This window comes from Streptomyces sp. NPDC045026, from assembly GCF_056432625.1.
The window spans coordinates 42,187-57,566 of sequence record NZ_JBWKIS010000031.1; the positions used below are offsets into that span (position 1 = coordinate 42,187).

Here is a 15,380-nt window from a genome sequence, read left to right on the forward strand (position 1 = left end):
GTGGACATCGACATGAGTGCCCTGCGGGGTCTGGTGCGGGAGAAGGAGATCTCCTTCGGTCTCCTTGTCGAGGCGATCGAGTCGGCCCTCCTCATCGCCTACCACCGCACCGAGGGAAGCCGTCGCCACGCGCGCGTGCACCTCGACCGTGAGAGCGGACATGTGACGGTGTGGGCGAAGGAGGACCCGGCGGACCTCGAAGAGGGCCAGGAGGCCCGGGAGTTCGACGACACCCCGTCCGACTTCGGCCGCATCGCCGCGACGACCGCGAAGCAGGTCATCCTGCAGCGCCTGCGCGACGCCGAGGACGACGCGACGCTCGGCGAGTACGCCGGCCGCGAGGGCGACATCGTGACGGGCGTGGTCCAGCAGGGCCGCGACCCGAAGAACGTGCTCGTCGACATCGGCAAGCTCGAGGCCATCCTGCCGGTGCAGGAGCAGGTCCCGGGCGAGGAGTACCAGCACGGCATGCGCCTTCGCTCGTACGTGGTGCGCGTGGCGAAGGGTGTGCGCGGTCCTTCCGTGACCCTGTCGCGCACGCACCCGAACCTGGTGAAGAAGCTGTTCGCGCTCGAGGTCCCCGAGATCGCCGACGGTTCCGTGGAGATCTGCGCCATCGCGCGCGAGGCCGGGCACCGCACGAAGATCGCGGTCCGCTCGACCCGCTCGGGCCTGAACGCCAAGGGCGCCTGCATCGGCCCGATGGGCGGCCGTGTGCGCAATGTCATGGCCGAGCTCAACGGCGAGAAGATCGACATCGTCGACTGGTCCGACGACCCGGCGGACATGGTGGCCAACGCCCTGTCCCCGGCGCGCGTGTCCAAGGTCGAGGTCGTGGACATGTCCGCCCGCTCCGCGCGGGTGATCGTGCCGGACTACCAGCTGTCGCTCGCCATCGGCAAGGAGGGTCAGAACGCCCGCCTCGCCGCGCGGCTCACCGGCTGGCGGATCGACATCCGTCCGGACACCGAGCAGCAGTCGGCGGAGTAGCCACCACAAAGATCACGACAACAACCGTTCGATTTTTGCCCCAAAGGGGTGAGGTCGGTGCGGGGAGGTAGACTTAAGCGTGTCTGGCCGGACGCACGACCGTGCATGCCCAGAGCGCACGTGTGTGGGATGCCGGGAGCGAGCGGCCAAGAGCGATCTGCTGCGCATCGTGGTGATCGAGGGTGAATGTGTCCCCGATCGGCGCGGTACGCTGCCCGGCCGGGGTGCGTATGTGCACCCCGCCCTGGTCTGTCTCGACCTGGCGGTCCGCCGCCGGGCGTTCCAGCGGGCGTTCAAAGCCCCTGGACCGTTCGACACGGAGGCCCTGCGCCACCGCGTCGAGCAGGTAACACCGTAGAACGTGCCGTACGGGACCCCGTGCGGTCCTGGTACCCCCGCGAGTTGGAAGTAGGTCGAGATTGCGATGAGCACTCGATGAGCACGCGATGAGTACGCCCATGAAGTAGCGACGGTCCGGCGTAACCCGGACCTAAAAGGAGCGAAGTGGCTAAGGTCCGGGTATACGAACTCGCCAAGGAGTTCGGGGTGGAGAGCAAGGTCGTCATGGCCAAGCTCCAAGAACTCGGTGAATTTGTCCGTTCGGCGTCCTCGACGATCGAGGCGCCTGTTGTACGCAAGCTGACTGACGCCCTCCAGCAGGGCAGCGGCGGCAAGCCCGCCGCGCGCAAGGCTTCGCCCGCGAAGCCCTCGCCGGCCCGTCCGGCCCCGTCTCCGGCGCAGGCCGCCAAGCCTGCTGCTCCGCGCCCGCCGGCTCCCAAGCCTGCCGCCGAGGAGAAGCCCGCTGCCGCCGCCCCGGTGACCCCGGCCGCCGGTCAGCGTCCGACGCCCGGCCCCAAGCCGGCTCCGCGTCCGGCGGCTCCGGCCCCGGCCGCGCCCGAGTTCACGGCGCCGCCCGCGGCTCCGGTCGCTCCCGCTGCCCAGGCCCCCGCGGCCTCTCCGGCAGCCGGTCCGCGTCCGGGTGCCCGTCCCGGTGCCCCCAAGCCCGGTGGCGCCCGTCCGGCCGGTCCGGGCCAGGGTGCTCAGGGTCAGGGTCAGGGTCGTGGTGACCGCGGTGACCGCGGTGACCGTGGCGACCGTCAGGGTGCTCCGCGCCCCGGCGGCCAGGGTCAGGGCCAGGGTCAGCGTCCCGGCGGTCGTCCCGCCGGCCCGCGTCCCGGTAACAACCCCTTCACGTCCGGCGGCTCCACCGGAATGGCGCGCCCGCAGGCGCCCCGTCCCGGCGGCGCCCCGCGTCCCGGTGGCGGCCAGGGTGGCCCCGGCGGCCCGCGTCCGCAGGGTGGCCCCGGTGGCGCCCCGCGTCCGCAGGGTGGTCAGGGCGGCGCCCGTCCGACCCCCGGTGGCATGCCTCGTCCGCAGGGCGGCGCCCCGCGTCCGGGCGGTGCCCCCGGTGGTAACCGTCCGAACCCGGGCATGATGCCGCAGCGTCCCGCCGCGGGCACTCCGCGTCCCGGTGGTGGCCCCGGCGGTGGCCGTGGTCCCGGCGGCGGCGGTCGCCCGGGTGGCGGCGGCGGTCGTCCCGGTGGCGGCGGCTTCGCCGGTCGTCCCGGTGGTGGCGGCGGCGGTTTCGCCGGTCGTCCGGCAGGTCCCGGTGGTGGCGGTGGCGGCTTCGCCGGTCGTCCCGGTGGTGGCGGCGGCTTCGCCGGCCGTCCCGGTGGTGGCCGTCCCGGCGGTCCCGGTGCCCGTGGTGGCACACAGGGTGCGTTCGGCCGTCCCGGCGGGCCCGCCCGTCGTGGCCGCAAGTCGAAGCGGCAGAGGCGCCAGGAGTACGAGGCCATGCAGGCCCCGTCGGTCGGCGGCGTCATGCTGCCTCGCGGCAACGGACAGTCCGTCCGTCTGTCGCGCGGTGCCTCCCTCACCGACTTCGCGGAGAAGATCAACGCCAACCCGGCGTCGCTCGTCGCCGTGATGATGAACCTCGGCGAGATGGTCACTGCCACGCAGTCCGTCTCCGACGAGACGCTGAAGCTCCTCGCGGATGAGATGAACTACATCCTCGAGATCGTCAGCCCCGAGGAGGAGGACCGCGAGCTGCTCGAGTCCTTCGACATCGAGTTCGGCGAGGACGAGGGTGGCGAGGAGTTCCTCGTCGCGCGTCCGCCGGTCGTGACCGTCATGGGTCACGTCGACCACGGTAAGACCCGACTGCTCGACACCATCCGCAAGACGAACGTCGTCGCGGGCGAGGCCGGCGGTATCACGCAGCACATCGGTGCGTACCAGGTCTCCACCGAGGTCAACGACGAAGAGCGTCGCATCACCTTCATCGACACCCCCGGTCACGAGGCGTTCACCGCCATGCGTGCCCGTGGTGCCAAGTCGACCGACATCGCGATCCTCGTGGTCGCGGCCAACGACGGCGTCATGCCGCAGACGATCGAGGCGCTCAACCACGCCAAGGCCGCCGGCGTCCCGATCGTCGTCGCGGTCAACAAGATCGACGTCGAGGGTGCCGACCCGACCAAGGTGCGCGGTCAGCTCACCGAGTTCGGTCTGGTGGCCGAGGAGTACGGCGGCGACACGATGTTCGTCGACATCTCCGCCAAGCAGGGTCTGAACATCGACTCCCTGCTGGAGGCCGTGGTCCTGACCGCGGACGCCTCGCTCGACCTGCGGGCCAACCCGGAGCAGGACGCGCAGGGTATTGCGATCGAGTCCCACCTCGACCGTGGCCGCGGTGCCGTCTCGACGGTCCTGGTCCAGCGCGGCACGCTGCGCATCGGCGACACGATGGTGGTCGGCGACGCGTACGGCCGTGTCCGGGCGATGCTCGACGACAACGGCAACAACGTCGAGGAAGCGGGTCCGTCGACCCCCGTCCTGGTCCTGGGTCTCACCAACGTCCCGGGTGCCGGCGACAACTTCCTGGTCGTCGACGAGGACCGTACGGCCCGTCAGATCGCCGAGAAGCGTGCCGCTCGCGAGCGCAACGCCAACTTCGCGCGACGTGGCGTCCGGTTCTCCCTGGAGAACCTGGACGAGGCCCTCAAGGCCGGTCTGGTGCAGGAACTCAACCTCATCATCAAGGGCGACGCGTCCGGTTCGGTGGAGGCTCTCGAGTCCTCGCTGCTCCAGCTCGACGTCGGCGAAGAGGTCGACATCCGCGTCCTGCACCGCGGCGTGGGTGCCGTCACCGAGTCGGACATCGACCTGGCGACCGGCTCCGACGCGATCGTCATCGGCTTCAACGTCCGCGCTGCGGGCCGCGCGGCCCAGATGGCGGACCGCGAGGGCGTCGACGTCCGCTACTACTCGGTGATCTACCAGGCCATCGAGGAGATCGAGGCGGCCCTCAAGGGCATGCTCAAGCCGGAGTACGAAGAGGTCGAGCTCGGCACGGCGGAGATCCGCGAGATCTTCCGCTCGTCCAAGCTGGGCAACATCGCCGGTGTGCTCGTCCGGTCCGGCGAGGTCAAGCGCAACACCAAGGCGCGCCTGCTGCGCGATGGCAAGGTCATCGCGGAGAACCTCAACATCTCCGGTCTGCGTCGCTTCAAGGACGACGTCACTGAGATCCGCGAAGGCTTCGAGGGCGGTATCAACCTCGGAAACTTCAACGACATCAAGATCGACGACGTCATCGCGACGTACGAGATGCGCGAGAAGCCGCGCGCCTGATCCGCGCACGGTGAAGGTCGGGGCCGGTCGGCGGGACGAAATCCCGTCGATCGGCCCCGGCCGTTGCGTGTACGGTTCGAGTGTCCCTGCCAAGTGGTTGGCGGGGCCACGAACCCGAACCGGCGGGACATCCGGACACACATGTATGTGGGGACTCTGTCCTTTGATCTGCTCCTCGGCGACGTGCACTCGCTGAAGGAGAAACGCTCCGTGATCCGCCCGATCGTCGCCGAACTCCAGCGCAAGTACGCGGTGAGTGCGGCGGAGACCGGGAACCAGGAACTTCACCGCAGGGCCGAGATCGGCCTCGCGTTGGTCTCCGGGGACACGGGGCACCTCACCGACGTACTGGACCGGTGCGAGCGTCTGATCGCCGCCCGTCCCGAGGTGGAGCTGCTCTCCGTTCGACGCAGGCTCCACGGCGACGAAGACTGACTTTAAGAGCAAGGCGAAGAAGGAGACGGCGCAGTGGCCGACAACGCGCGGGCGAAAAGGCTGGCGGACCTCATCCGAGAGGTGGTGGCCCAGAAGCTCCAGCGCGGGATCAAGGACCCGCGGCTCGGTACGCATGTGACCATCACGGACACCCGGGTGACGGGTGACCTGCGGGAGGCGACCGTCTTCTACACGGTCTACGGCGACGACGAGGAGCGTGCCGCAGCAGCGGCCGGCCTCGAGAGCGCCAAGGGTGTACTCCGTTCGGCGGTGGGCCAGGCGGCCGGTGTGAAGTTCACGCCGACCCTGGCCTTCGTGGCGGACGCCCTGCCCGACAACGCCCGGGCCATCGAGGACCTCCTCGACAAGGCCCGGATCTCGGACGCGAAGGTCAGGGAGGTGTCCGCCGGTGCCGATTTCGCCGGGGGCGCGGACCCGTACCGCAAGCCCGAGGACGACGACGCCGCCGACGGCACGGACGAGGACGGCGAAGCCTCGGAATGACGCAGAAGAACACCCCGACGCCCGACGGTCTTGTCATTGTCGACAAGCCGTCGGGCTTCACTTCGCACGACGTGGTGGCCAAGATGCGCGGGATCGCGAAGACCCGCCGCGTCGGCCACGCGGGCACGCTCGACCCCATGGCGACCGGTGTCCTGGTCCTCGGCGTGGAGCGGGCGACCAAGCTGCTCGGCCATCTCGCGCTGACGGAGAAGGAGTACCTCGGCACGATCCGGCTCGGCCAGAACACGCTGACGGACGACGCCGAGGGCGACCTCTCGTCGTCCACCGACGCGTCCGGCGTGCGCCGCGACGCGATCGACGACGGGGTCGCCAAGCTGACCGGCGCCATCATGCAGGTCCCGTCCAAGGTCAGCGCCATCAAGATCAACGGCGTGCGTTCCTACAAGCGGGCCCGTGAGGGCGAGGAGTTCGAGATCCCGGCGCGGCCGGTCACCGTCTCGTCCTTCACCGTCTACGACATAAGGGACGCGGTAGCCGAGGACGGCACCCCGGTCCTCGACCTGGTCGTCTCGGTGGTCTGCTCGTCCGGGACGTACATCCGGGCCCTCGCCAGGGACCTGGGCGCGGACCTGGGCGTCGGCGGTCACCTCACCGCGCTGCGGCGCACGCGGGTCGGCCCCTACAAGCTGGACTCCGCGCGCACCCTCGACCAGCTCCAGGAGGAGCTGACCGTGATGCCCGTCGCGGACGCCGCGACCGCCGCGTTCCCCCGCTGGGACGTGGACGCCAAGCGCGCCCAGCTGCTGCTCAACGGGGTCCGGCTGGAGGTGCCCGGCGAGTACGCGGGCGCCGGGCCCGTCGCCGTGTTCGACCCCAAGGGCGTGTTCCTCGCGCTCGTGGAGGAGTCGAAGGGCAAGGCGAAGAGCCTCGCCGTCTTCGGCTGATCTCTTCGCCGGCCCCCCCGCCGTGGAGCGGCGCGCAGTCAGCCGCGTGCCGCTCCACGATCCCCCTCTCCAAGGGTCTATCCATCACCCCCGATCTGTTCACCCCTTCGGGCGGGCGCTCGGAGTGAACCGAGGGAGTGGAAGGGGGCGCGTTCGCCGCGGCGCCTGTTCCGCTGATCACCGCGCGCCTACCGTCGGTCCTACGGGGCGTGGCGGGAGGTTCGACGATGGCGGGACGGGACCCCCGGGCCGGAGACGGGGACGCGACGGGTCCCGGGACCGGTCCGCCCCTCGTCCGTGTCTTCGATCTGGCAGGGCGCCCGCGCGGCGCCGGCTTCGTCGCCGATGACCACGGGACCGTCGTCACCAGCCATGAAGTCGTGGACGGACTCGGCCGCGTGGTGCTGCGCGCGCCCGGCGGGATCACCTGTGTCGTGGGCGCCGCCGACGTCGTCCCGCTGCCCGAATCCGGCCTCGCGCTCATCCGCACCGACGGGACGGAAGGTCTCGGCCTGCGCCCGCTGCCGGTTGCCGTCCGGGCCCCGGCCGCGGCCGGGGCCTATGTACGGATCGCCGCCGGGGGCTGGCGCGAGGCGCGCGTCCTCGGACATGTCGATGTCACCTACACCGCGACCGACCGCTTCCATGTCGTCCCCGGGGCCATGGAGCTGGCCATCGGCACGGACGGCCGCGACGCGCTGCGGCTCGGGGGAGGGGCGGCCGGGGGACCCGTCGTGGACGCCGCTTCGGGCGCCGTCCTCGCCGTTCTCGGGACCGCGCTCGCGGCCGGACATCGCACCGCCGGGTTCGCCGTGCCGCTGCGGGAGGCTGCTGCCACCGACCCGGACGGGCCGCTCGCCGCACTCCTCGCGCGCAACGCCGCCACCGTGCCGGTGTACGGGGACGAACTCAACCTGGCGGGCGTGCTCCAGCTGACGGCCACGTCGGTCGGGTCCGACGGACCGGGTGCGGTCCTCGACCCGGAGCCGGTCGAACGGCCCGAAGTGGCAAGGGAGTTCGCCGCGTTCGAGGCGGCCGGCGCGGCGATCCTCGCCCTCGTCGGAGCGCCGGGCAGCGGCCGTACGACGGAGCTCGCCGTGTATGCCGCGCGGCGCGGGCGCGGTGCCCGTCCCGCGCCCACTCTCTGGCTGCGCGGCGCGGATCTCCACGGGGACGACCTGAGCGTGGCGGACGCCGCCCGGCGGGCGCTGGTCAGGGCCGGGCGCATCGTCGCGGCGTCACTGCCCGGGGCCGTCCCCGGACAGAGCGGGGAGTCCGGCGGCGCCGGTGTCGGCGATGTGTCGCCGGAGCGGATCGCGGCGCCCGCCCGCGCTGCCGGCCGGCCCCTCGTGCTGCTGCTCGACGGGCCCGAGGAGATGCCGCCCGTCCTGGCGCACCGCCTTGCGGAGTGGACCGAGGGCACAGCGCGCTGGCTGCGGGACACCGGCGTGCGGCTCGTCGTGGCGTGCCGGGGGGAGTTCTGGGAGCGCGCGGGCGAGCTGTTCCCGGCCCGTGTGCTGTACGGGCGGACCGGGCGGCTGCCCGCCTGTGTCCCGCTGGGGGAGCTGACCGGCGACCAGGCCCGCCTCGCGCGGGAGCGGTACGGGTTGCCCGGGGAAGCACTCGCCGGCCGTGACGCGCGGCATCCGCTCGCGCTGCGGCTCCTCGCCGAGGTGCGCGCCGCGCTGCCCGGGCCCGTGCCGGGCAGCGCCGACCGGGACGCCGTCTTCGCCGCGTATCTCGACCTCATGTGCCTGCGCGTGGCGGTGCGCCTCGCCGCCGTGAACGGGCTGCGCGGCACGGCCGTGCGCAGGCTCGCCGCCCGAGTGTCCGGGCAGGTCCACGAGGCGGCGCGGCGCTGCCTGGGCCCGGGGCAGGGCGAGCTGGACAGGGAGGCGTTCGAGGAGGTGTTCCCCTGGGGCGCGCTGCCGGAGGGCCGTGGAGGGGGTGTCACGGCGTGGGCCCCGGCCGTCCTCGCCGAAGGCGTACTCGTCCCTGCGGGACGCGGCTACCGGTTCGCGCACGAGGAGGTCGCCGACTGGATCCAGGGCATGCATCTGGACCTGGACGAGGCCCTGCGGGCGCTCGTGTACCGGGACGCCGGCAGAGCCGCCGGCCGGGCCGCGCCCACGGTGCCCGTGCCCCGGCACCGCGCGGGCCCCGTCGTCCAGGCCCTCCTGCTCGTCGAGCGGCAGCAGGGTCCGGCCCAATTCGGCGGGTATCTGGCCGAGTTGGTGCTCAGGTCCCTCACGCCCGGCGACGCCGACGCCTCCTGGTGGGCGGCCCACCTCGTCGAGGAGGCGCTCCTGCGCGTGCCCGACGCCACTCCCTATCTCGGGGTGCTCGAACCGCTCGCCGACCGTGGACGCCTCGACCCCTCGTTCTGGCGCCGCATCCCCGTCACGGACGCCGACCGCCTCGGCCTCCTGCGCCGCCTCGTCGTGCACGATCCGCCGCCCGGGAGCCAGGCCCGCCACCTGGACACCGTCGCCGACCTGCTCGCCGCGGACCCGGCCGGCGTCCAGGTCCTTCTCACCCACTGGTTCGACGACGCGCGGCCACTTCCCGCCCTGCCCGACGCGACCGTCGCCACCGCGGCCCAGGCGCTCCTGCACACGCACCGGCACCGCGCCCTCGACGACCTCACCGAGGCCCTCGTCGACTGCGCGCACCCGTACGGCGAAGAACTCCTCGCCGCGCTCGCCGACGAGGAGCCGTCCGCGCTGTGCCGCGCCGTCGACCGCTGGGCGCACGACGAACGCCCCGCCCGCCGTGCGTCCGCCGTCACCTACGCCCTGCGGGTCGCCCCGCACGTCACCACCGACGCCGATCGCCGTCTGCTGCGCTACGCCGCGCTCGCCCTGCTCGCCCGTACGACCGACGGCGCCGCGCACGGCCCCGCGCACGGCGCAGCGCTCGCCCTGCTCGTACGCGACCCGCAGACCCGCGGCACTTATCTGGCGCGGGCCCTGGAGCGGTTCGCGGACAGCGATCCGCAGCTGCCCGTGAGCGCGCTCGCCGCCGCTCTGGCCACGCACCCGGAGCCCGTCGTCCGTGCCTTCAGGGACCGGGCGCGGGAGCCGGGCGGCGCGGCCGACGTGCTGGGGGCGCTCGCCGACGTGACGGCGCCCGCGCTCGCGCGGCGGGCGGCCGCCCTCGTCGAGGACCTCTCGGCGGACCGGCCCGACGCCGTTCAGGACATCGCCGCGTACGTCGACCGGTGCCTGGAGCACGGGCCGGCCGGGCGAGCTGTCCTCTTCCCTCTCGTCACGGGGCTGCTGCGGACCTGTCCGGCGCCCGGACGGGCCGCGCTCGCGCCCGTCCTCGCCGCACCCGGCACGGGCGCCTCACGCGCCCTGCGCAGCGAGCTCCTCGACGTGCTGCTCGCCCACGAGGACGACCCGGACGTGCTCGACGCCGTGCTGCGGACCGCCGTCCACAGCACGGAGGGAGCCGGAGTGCCCCGCACCCGCGACACGGTGCGGCGCGCCGGTCAACGGCTCGTCCGCACCCCGGAGGGAGCCGCACGCTTCGACCGCGGGCTCGTCGAGTTCGCCGACTCGGTACCCGGGTTCGCCGCCCTGCTCGTCCAGTGGCTGGCGCAGGCGCCGCGCGAGTGGGCCGCGCTCGTCGGGCCGAGCGCCCGCCGCGTGATCGAGGGCCTGGCCGGGGTACGCGTGCCCGCCTGACCTGCCTCGGCCGGTGCGGCGCCTCCCGATGCGGGGAGCGGGCACTCGGCATGGCACTCTTAGACCTGCGTATTCGGCAAAGAGACGTAACGGTCGTACACAGGTTCGCGAGGAGCAATCACCGTGCAGCGCTGGCGTGGCTTGGAGGACATCCCCCAGGACTGGGGGCGCAGCGTCGTCACCATCGGCTCCTACGACGGCGTGCACCGCGGCCATCAGCTGATCATCGGCCGGGCCGTCGAACGGGCCCGTGAACTCGGTGTGCCCGCCGTCGTGGTCACCTTCGACCCGCACCCCAGCGAGGTCGTACGCCCCGGCAGCCACCCTCCGCTGCTCGCCCCGCACCACCGGCGCGCGGAGCTGATGGCCGAGCTCGGCGTCGACGCCCTGCTGATCCTGCCGTTCACCACCGAGTTCTCGAAGCTGTCGCCGGCCGAGTTCGTCGCGAAGGTCCTGGTCGACAAGCTGCACGCGCGCCTCGTCGTCGAGGGGCCGAACTTCCGCTTCGGCCACCGCGCCGCAGGCAATGTCGCGTTCCTCGCCGAGCAGGGGACGACGTACGACTTCGAGGTCGAGGTCGTCGATCTCTACGTGAGCGGCTCGGCGGGCGGCGGCGAGCCCTTCTCGTCCACGCTGACCCGGCGGCTCGTGGCCGAGGGCGACATGGAGGGCGCGCGCGAGATCCTCGGCCGCCCGCACCGCGTCGAGGGCGTGGTCGTGCGCGGCGCCCAGCGTGGCCGCGAGCTCGGCTTCCCGACCGCCAACGTCGAGACGCTCCCGCACACCGCGATCCCGGCGGACGGCGTCTACGCGGGCTGGCTGCACGTCGGGGACGAGGCGATGCCCGCCGCGATCTCCGTGGGCACCAACCCGCAGTTCGACGGCACCGAGCGCACCGTCGAGGCGTACGCCATCGACCGGGTGGGCCTCGACCTGTACGGCCTGCACGTGGCCGTGGACTTCCTCGCCTATGTGCGCGGGATGGCCAAGTTCGACTCGATCGACGCGCTGCTTGTCGCCATCGCGGATGACGTCAAGAGGTCTCGGGAACTGGTCGAGGCGTACGAGGGGGAATAGGCGGGATCGGCCGAGGTCGCGGGGGCGCTGCCCCCGGACCCCTGGTCCTCAAGCGCCGGACGGGCTGGTTTGGCCGGACTGGCTGGATGCGGCCGATGCCCAATGACATGCCACCTGCGTCGTGCTCGCGCCCGACAGCACCGGCAGGTCCTCCCCGCGGCAGCGGTCCGCGACGCCCGACCGCTCCGCCTCGCCCGACGCCAGGATCTGGCAGCGGGCGTGGAAGCGGCAGCCCGACGGGATGCGCGACGGGTCCGGTGGCTCGCCCGTGAGCACGACCGGATCACCCGGCGCCTCGGGCAGAACCGACAACAGGGCCTGCGTGTACGGGTGTTGAGGCGCCGTCAGGACCTCCTCCACCGTTCCCGTCTCCACGATCCGGCCCAGGTACATCACCGCGACCCGGTCGGCGATGTTCCAGGCGAGACCCAGGTCGTGCGTCACCACGAGGGCGGACAGGCCCAGTTCGTCGCGCAGCCTGAGCAGCAGGGCGAGGATCTCGCCGCGTACCGACGCGTCGAGGGACGCCACGGGCTCGTCCGCGACGATCAGTTCGGGGTCGAGGACGAGCGCGCCCGCGATGACGACACGCTGCCGCTGGCCGCCGGACAGCTCGTGCGGGTAGCGCAGGAAGAAGCGCTCCGGAGGGCGCAGTCCCGCGCGCGACAGGGCGTTCGCCACCGCCTCGCGCTCGTCGCCCGCGTACCCGTGGATGCGCAGGCCCTCGGCCACGGCGTCGTACACCGTGTGCCGCGGGTTCAGTGAGCCGCTGGGGTCCTGGAGGACCAGCTGCACGCGCTTGCGGTACGCCTTGAGGGCGCGCGAGGAGTAGTCGAGGGGCTTCCCGTCGAACGTGACCCGGCCGGACGTCGGCGGCACCAGGCCGAGCAGGGAGCGGGCGAGCGTCGTCTTGCCGCAGCCTGACTCGCCCACCAGCGCCACGATCTCGCCGGGCGCGATGTCGAGGTCGACGCCGTCCACGGCCCGTGCGGGGTCCGCGCCACGGCGGCCGGGGAAGGTGACGTGCAGCGCGCCGGCCGTGAGCAGGGGGGACGTACTGGTCATGCTGTGGTGCTCCTTGCCTCGGCGCCGGCGGCGTCGTCCGGATCGGTGGCGCCGCCCACGTGCACACAGGCCGCCCGCCGGGCCGCGCCCGCGTCCCGCAGCTCCTGGTCCTCGGTGATGCAGCTGTCGAGCGCCACCGCGCAGCGCGGGTGGAACGTGCAGCCCGTGGGCAGTGCCGACGGGTCGGGCGGGTCGCCGGGCAGGCCGCGCGGCGCGAACCGGGACGCGGTGTCGCCGATCCGCGGGAACGCCGCCGACAGGGCCTTCCCGTACGGGTGTTGCGCGTTCTCGTAGACCTCGGAGGCGGGGCCCTCCTCGACGACGCGGCCCGCGTACATCACCGCGAGCCGGTCGCAGGTGTCCGAGAGGACCGCGAGGTCGTGGCTGATCATGATGAGGCCGAGGTCCTGGTCGGAGACGAGCTGCTCGATCAGACGCAGGATCTGCGCCTGGATCATCACGTCGAGGGCCGTCGTCGGCTCGTCGGCGATGATCAGGCCCGGGTCGCAGGCGAGCGCCATCGCGATCATCACGCGCTGGCGCTGGCCGCCGGACAGCTCGTGCGGATACGCGTCCGCGCGCGCGGCGGGCAGACCGACGTGCTCCAGGAGCTCCGCGACCTTCTTCCTCGCGCCCGCCGGCGTCGCCTTCTTGTGCAGCAGGATCGGCTCGGCGATCTGGTCGCCGATGCGGTGCACGGCGTTGAGCGAGTGCATCGCGCCCTGGAACACGATCGAGGCACCGGCCCAGCGCACGGCCCTGACCTGGCCCCACTTCATCGTGAGGACGTCCTCGCCGTTCAGCAGGATCTCGCCGGAGACCTTCGTGCCGGCCGGCAGGAGACGCAGCAGCGCGAGGGCGAGCGTCGACTTGCCGCAGCCGGACTCGCCGGCGATGCCGAGCTTCTGGCCCGCGTCGAGACTGAGGTTCACACCGCGGACGGCCCGCGCCCCGCCCGCGTACGTCACTTCGAGGTTTCTGACGTCGAGAAGGCTCACCTGGCCACCCCCAGCTTCGGATTGAGGACGGCTTCGATGGCGCGGCCGCACAGTGTGAACGCGAGCGCGACCAGGGCGATGGCGAGTCCCGGAGGCGCGAGGTACCACCAGTCGCCCGCGCTGACCGCGCCCGCCTCGCGCGCGTCCTGGAGCATGCCGCCCCACGACGTGATCGTCGGGTCGCCGAGGCCGAGGAAGGCGAGCGTGGCCTCGGTGAGGATCGCGCTGGAGATCACGAGGGTGGTCTGCGCTAGGACGAGCGGCATCACGTTCGGCAGGACGTGGCGCAGCATGATGTGCCGGTGTCCGCCGCCGAGCGCGCGGGACCGCTCGATGTACGGCCGTGACTCCACGGCGAGCGTCTGGGCGCGGACCAGCCGGGCCGTCGTCGGCCACGTCGTCACGCCGATCGCCAGGATGACCGTCCAGATGGAGCGGGACATCACGGTGGCGAGCGCGATCGCGAGGACCAGCGTCGGCATCACGAGGAACCAGTCGGTGACCCGCATCAGGACCGTCGAGTACCAGCCACGGAAGTGACCGGCGACGATGCCGACGACCGTGCCGATCGCCACGCACAGGAACGCGGCCAGCAGACCCACGGTGAGGGACACGCGCGCGCCCCACACCAGGAGGGCGAGCACGCTGCGGCCGAACTGGTCGGTGCCGAGCGGGAATTCACCGCTGGGCGCCTCGAGTGCGCCGCCGGGAGCGTCGGTGACGCTCTGCGAGTCCGCGCCGACGAGCAGCGGCGCGCAGATCGCGATGAGCGCGATGAGGATCAGCCCGGCGAGACCCCACAGCCCGCTTCGGTGGGCGCGGTACTCACGCCAGAAACGGGCGGCGGAACGGCGCTTGCGGGCGCGTGCCAGGGCCCGCGCGCTCTTCTCGGCCGGCGGCGGGAGCTGCGCGGTGTCGAGGTCGGTGTTCATGTCGGCAGTCATCGGCCCACCCGGGGATCGAGCAGCGGATACAGCACGTCGGCGAGGGTGTTCGCCAGGATCACCGCGGTGGCGAAGACGAAGAACAGCCCTTGGACGAGCGGCAGGTCGGGCACGCTGAGCGCCGAGTAGAACAAGCCGCCGAGACCGGGCCAGGAGAAGACCGTCTCGACGAGGATCTGCCCGGCCACGACGTGCCCGAGGTTCACGAACATCAGCGTGAACGTGGGCAGCATCGCGTTCGGGACGGCGTGCTTGCGGCGTACGACGTCGTCGCGCAGGCCCTTCGCGCGCGCTGTCGTCAGGTAGTCGCTGCCCATCTCGTCGAGCAGCGAGGAGCGCATCACGAGAAGCGTCTGCGCATAGCCGACCGCCACCAGCGTGACCACCGGCAGTACCAGATGGTGCGCGACGTCCAGGACGTACGCGAACCCGCTCTCGCCGCCCGACTCCAGACCGCCCGTCGGGAACAGGCCCGGGATCGGGCCGAGCCCCACCGAGAAGACGATGATGAGGAGCAGACCCAGCCAGAACGACGGGATCGAGTAGAGCGTGAGGGCGAACGCGGTGTTGAAGCGGTCGCTGCGCGATCCGTTGCGCCAGGCGGTGCGCGTGCCCAGCCAGATGCCGAGCGCGGTGTAGAGGACGTACGCCGTACCGGTCAGGAGCAGCGTCGCCGGGAGCGCCTCGGTGATCTTGTCGATGACCGGGGCGTGGAACTGGTACGACGTGCCGAAGTCGCCGGTCAGCGCGTCACCGATGTAGTTGGTGAACTGCTGCCACATCGGCAGGTCGAGGCCGAACTGGTGGCGGAGCGCTTCGAGCTGCTGCGCCGAGACGCGGCGGCCGCCGGTCATCTGTTTCACCGGATCGCTCGGGATCAGGCGGAACAGGAAGAAGCTGGTGACCAGGACCGCGAACAGCGACACGATCGCCCCCGCGATCTTGCCCGCCACGTACTGGAGATAGGCCTTGGTGTTGCGCGCCCGTGGACCGCGGGCCGCCGACGGCCCGGCTTGCGCCGGGCCGTCGGTGTCCGCACTCTGCACGAGCGCCGGAGTGCTCTCTGCTGTCATGTGGAACTCTCGTTACTCGTGCGGTACTTGCGACGCCTGCGGACGGACGTGACGCGTTCTCTCT

The 15,380-nt window shown here is 72.3% G+C and carries 12 protein-coding genes; 8 read left to right on the top strand and 4 right to left on the bottom strand.

Translation table 11 applies throughout. The features are described from left to right. From nusA to AC07EJ_RS39155, 8 genes are all read left to right on the top strand, one after another. Window positions 1-990, top strand: coding sequence for a transcription termination factor NusA (gene nusA / locus AC07EJ_RS39120; protein WP_389485618.1), 990 nt, complete (start codon window positions 1-3; stop codon window positions 988-990). Between the two features lie 79 nt (window positions 991-1,069). Then, window positions 1,070-1,348: a YlxR family protein gene (locus tag AC07EJ_RS39125; RefSeq protein ID WP_389485620.1), complete on the top strand. Its 279-nt coding sequence runs from the start codon at window positions 1,070-1,072 to the stop codon at window positions 1,346-1,348. A gap of 146 nt (window positions 1,349-1,494) precedes the next feature. Then, window positions 1,495-4,626: a translation initiation factor IF-2 gene (gene infB / locus AC07EJ_RS39130; protein ID WP_389485623.1), complete on the top strand. Its 3,132-nt coding sequence runs from the start codon at window positions 1,495-1,497 to the stop codon at window positions 4,624-4,626. Window positions 4,627-4,767: 141 nt separating this feature from the next. Next, on the top strand, window positions 4,768-5,061 hold the full coding sequence (locus AC07EJ_RS39135) for a DUF503 domain-containing protein (RefSeq protein WP_362908661.1): 294 nt from the start codon (window positions 4,768-4,770) through the stop codon (window positions 5,059-5,061). Between the two features lie 33 nt (window positions 5,062-5,094). Continuing rightward, entirely contained in the window at window positions 5,095-5,565 is a 471-nt protein-coding gene (gene rbfA / locus AC07EJ_RS39140; RefSeq protein WP_389485626.1) for a 30S ribosome-binding factor RbfA, read from the top strand. Then, on the top strand, window positions 5,562-6,470 hold the full coding sequence (gene truB / locus AC07EJ_RS39145; RefSeq protein ID WP_389485629.1) for a tRNA pseudouridine(55) synthase TruB: 909 nt from the start codon (window positions 5,562-5,564) through the stop codon (window positions 6,468-6,470). Before rbfA ends, truB begins: the two co-directional genes overlap by 4 nt. 227 nt (window positions 6,471-6,697) lie before the next feature. Continuing rightward, window positions 6,698-10,159 carry a serine protease gene (locus tag AC07EJ_RS39150; RefSeq protein WP_389485632.1) on the top strand — a complete coding sequence of 1,154 codons (3,462 nt, stop codon included), beginning with the start codon at window positions 6,698-6,700 and terminating at the stop codon, window positions 10,157-10,159. Window positions 10,160-10,282: 123 nt separating this feature from the next. Next, window positions 10,283-11,236: a bifunctional riboflavin kinase/FAD synthetase gene (locus AC07EJ_RS39155; protein ID WP_389485635.1), complete on the top strand. Its 954-nt coding sequence runs from the start codon at window positions 10,283-10,285 to the stop codon at window positions 11,234-11,236. 48 nt (window positions 11,237-11,284) lie between these two features. Here AC07EJ_RS39155 and AC07EJ_RS39160 read toward each other — a convergent pair whose 3' ends face one another. Genes AC07EJ_RS39160 through AC07EJ_RS39175 form a run of 4 tightly spaced genes read right to left on the bottom strand, consistent with a single transcriptional unit; the run spans window position 11,285 to window position 15,316 of the window. Continuing rightward, window positions 11,285-12,301 carry an oligopeptide/dipeptide ABC transporter ATP-binding protein gene (locus tag AC07EJ_RS39160; RefSeq protein ID WP_389485637.1) on the bottom strand — a complete coding sequence of 339 codons (1,017 nt, stop codon included), beginning with the start codon at window positions 12,299-12,301 and terminating at the stop codon, window positions 11,285-11,287. Beyond that, window positions 12,298-13,299, bottom strand: a complete 1,002-nt coding sequence (locus AC07EJ_RS39165) for an ABC transporter ATP-binding protein (protein WP_393587017.1) — start codon at window positions 13,297-13,299, stop codon at window positions 12,298-12,300. The genes AC07EJ_RS39160 and AC07EJ_RS39165 overlap by 4 nt, the downstream gene beginning before the upstream one ends. Next, window positions 13,296-14,243, bottom strand: a complete 948-nt coding sequence (locus AC07EJ_RS39170; protein WP_389485642.1) for an ABC transporter permease — start codon at window positions 14,241-14,243, stop codon at window positions 13,296-13,298. Before AC07EJ_RS39170 ends, AC07EJ_RS39165 begins: the two co-directional genes overlap by 4 nt. Further along, window positions 14,240-15,316, bottom strand: a complete 1,077-nt coding sequence (locus AC07EJ_RS39175; RefSeq protein WP_389485645.1) for an ABC transporter permease — start codon at window positions 15,314-15,316, stop codon at window positions 14,240-14,242. The genes AC07EJ_RS39170 and AC07EJ_RS39175 overlap by 4 nt, the downstream gene beginning before the upstream one ends. Window positions 15,317-15,380 lie beyond the last annotated feature (64 nt).

Coding starts and splice junctions, on each gene's coding strand:
- AC07EJ_RS39135 (WP_362908661.1), top strand. CDS start 4,768: ATGTATGTGGGGACTCTGTCCTTTGATCTGCTCCTCGGCGACGTGCAC.
- truB (WP_389485629.1), top strand. CDS start 5,562: ATGACGCAGAAGAACACCCCGACGCCCGACGGTCTTGTCATTGTCGAC.
- AC07EJ_RS39150 (WP_389485632.1), top strand. CDS start 6,698: ATGGCGGGACGGGACCCCCGGGCCGGAGACGGGGACGCGACGGGTCCC.
- AC07EJ_RS39160 (WP_389485637.1), bottom strand. CDS start 12,301: ATGACCAGTACGTCCCCCCTGCTCACGGCCGGCGCGCTGCACGTCACC.
- AC07EJ_RS39170 (WP_389485642.1), bottom strand. CDS start 14,243: ATGACTGCCGACATGAACACCGACCTCGACACCGCGCAGCTCCCGCCG.
- AC07EJ_RS39175 (WP_389485645.1), bottom strand. CDS start 15,316: ATGACAGCAGAGAGCACTCCGGCGCTCGTGCAGAGTGCGGACACCGAC.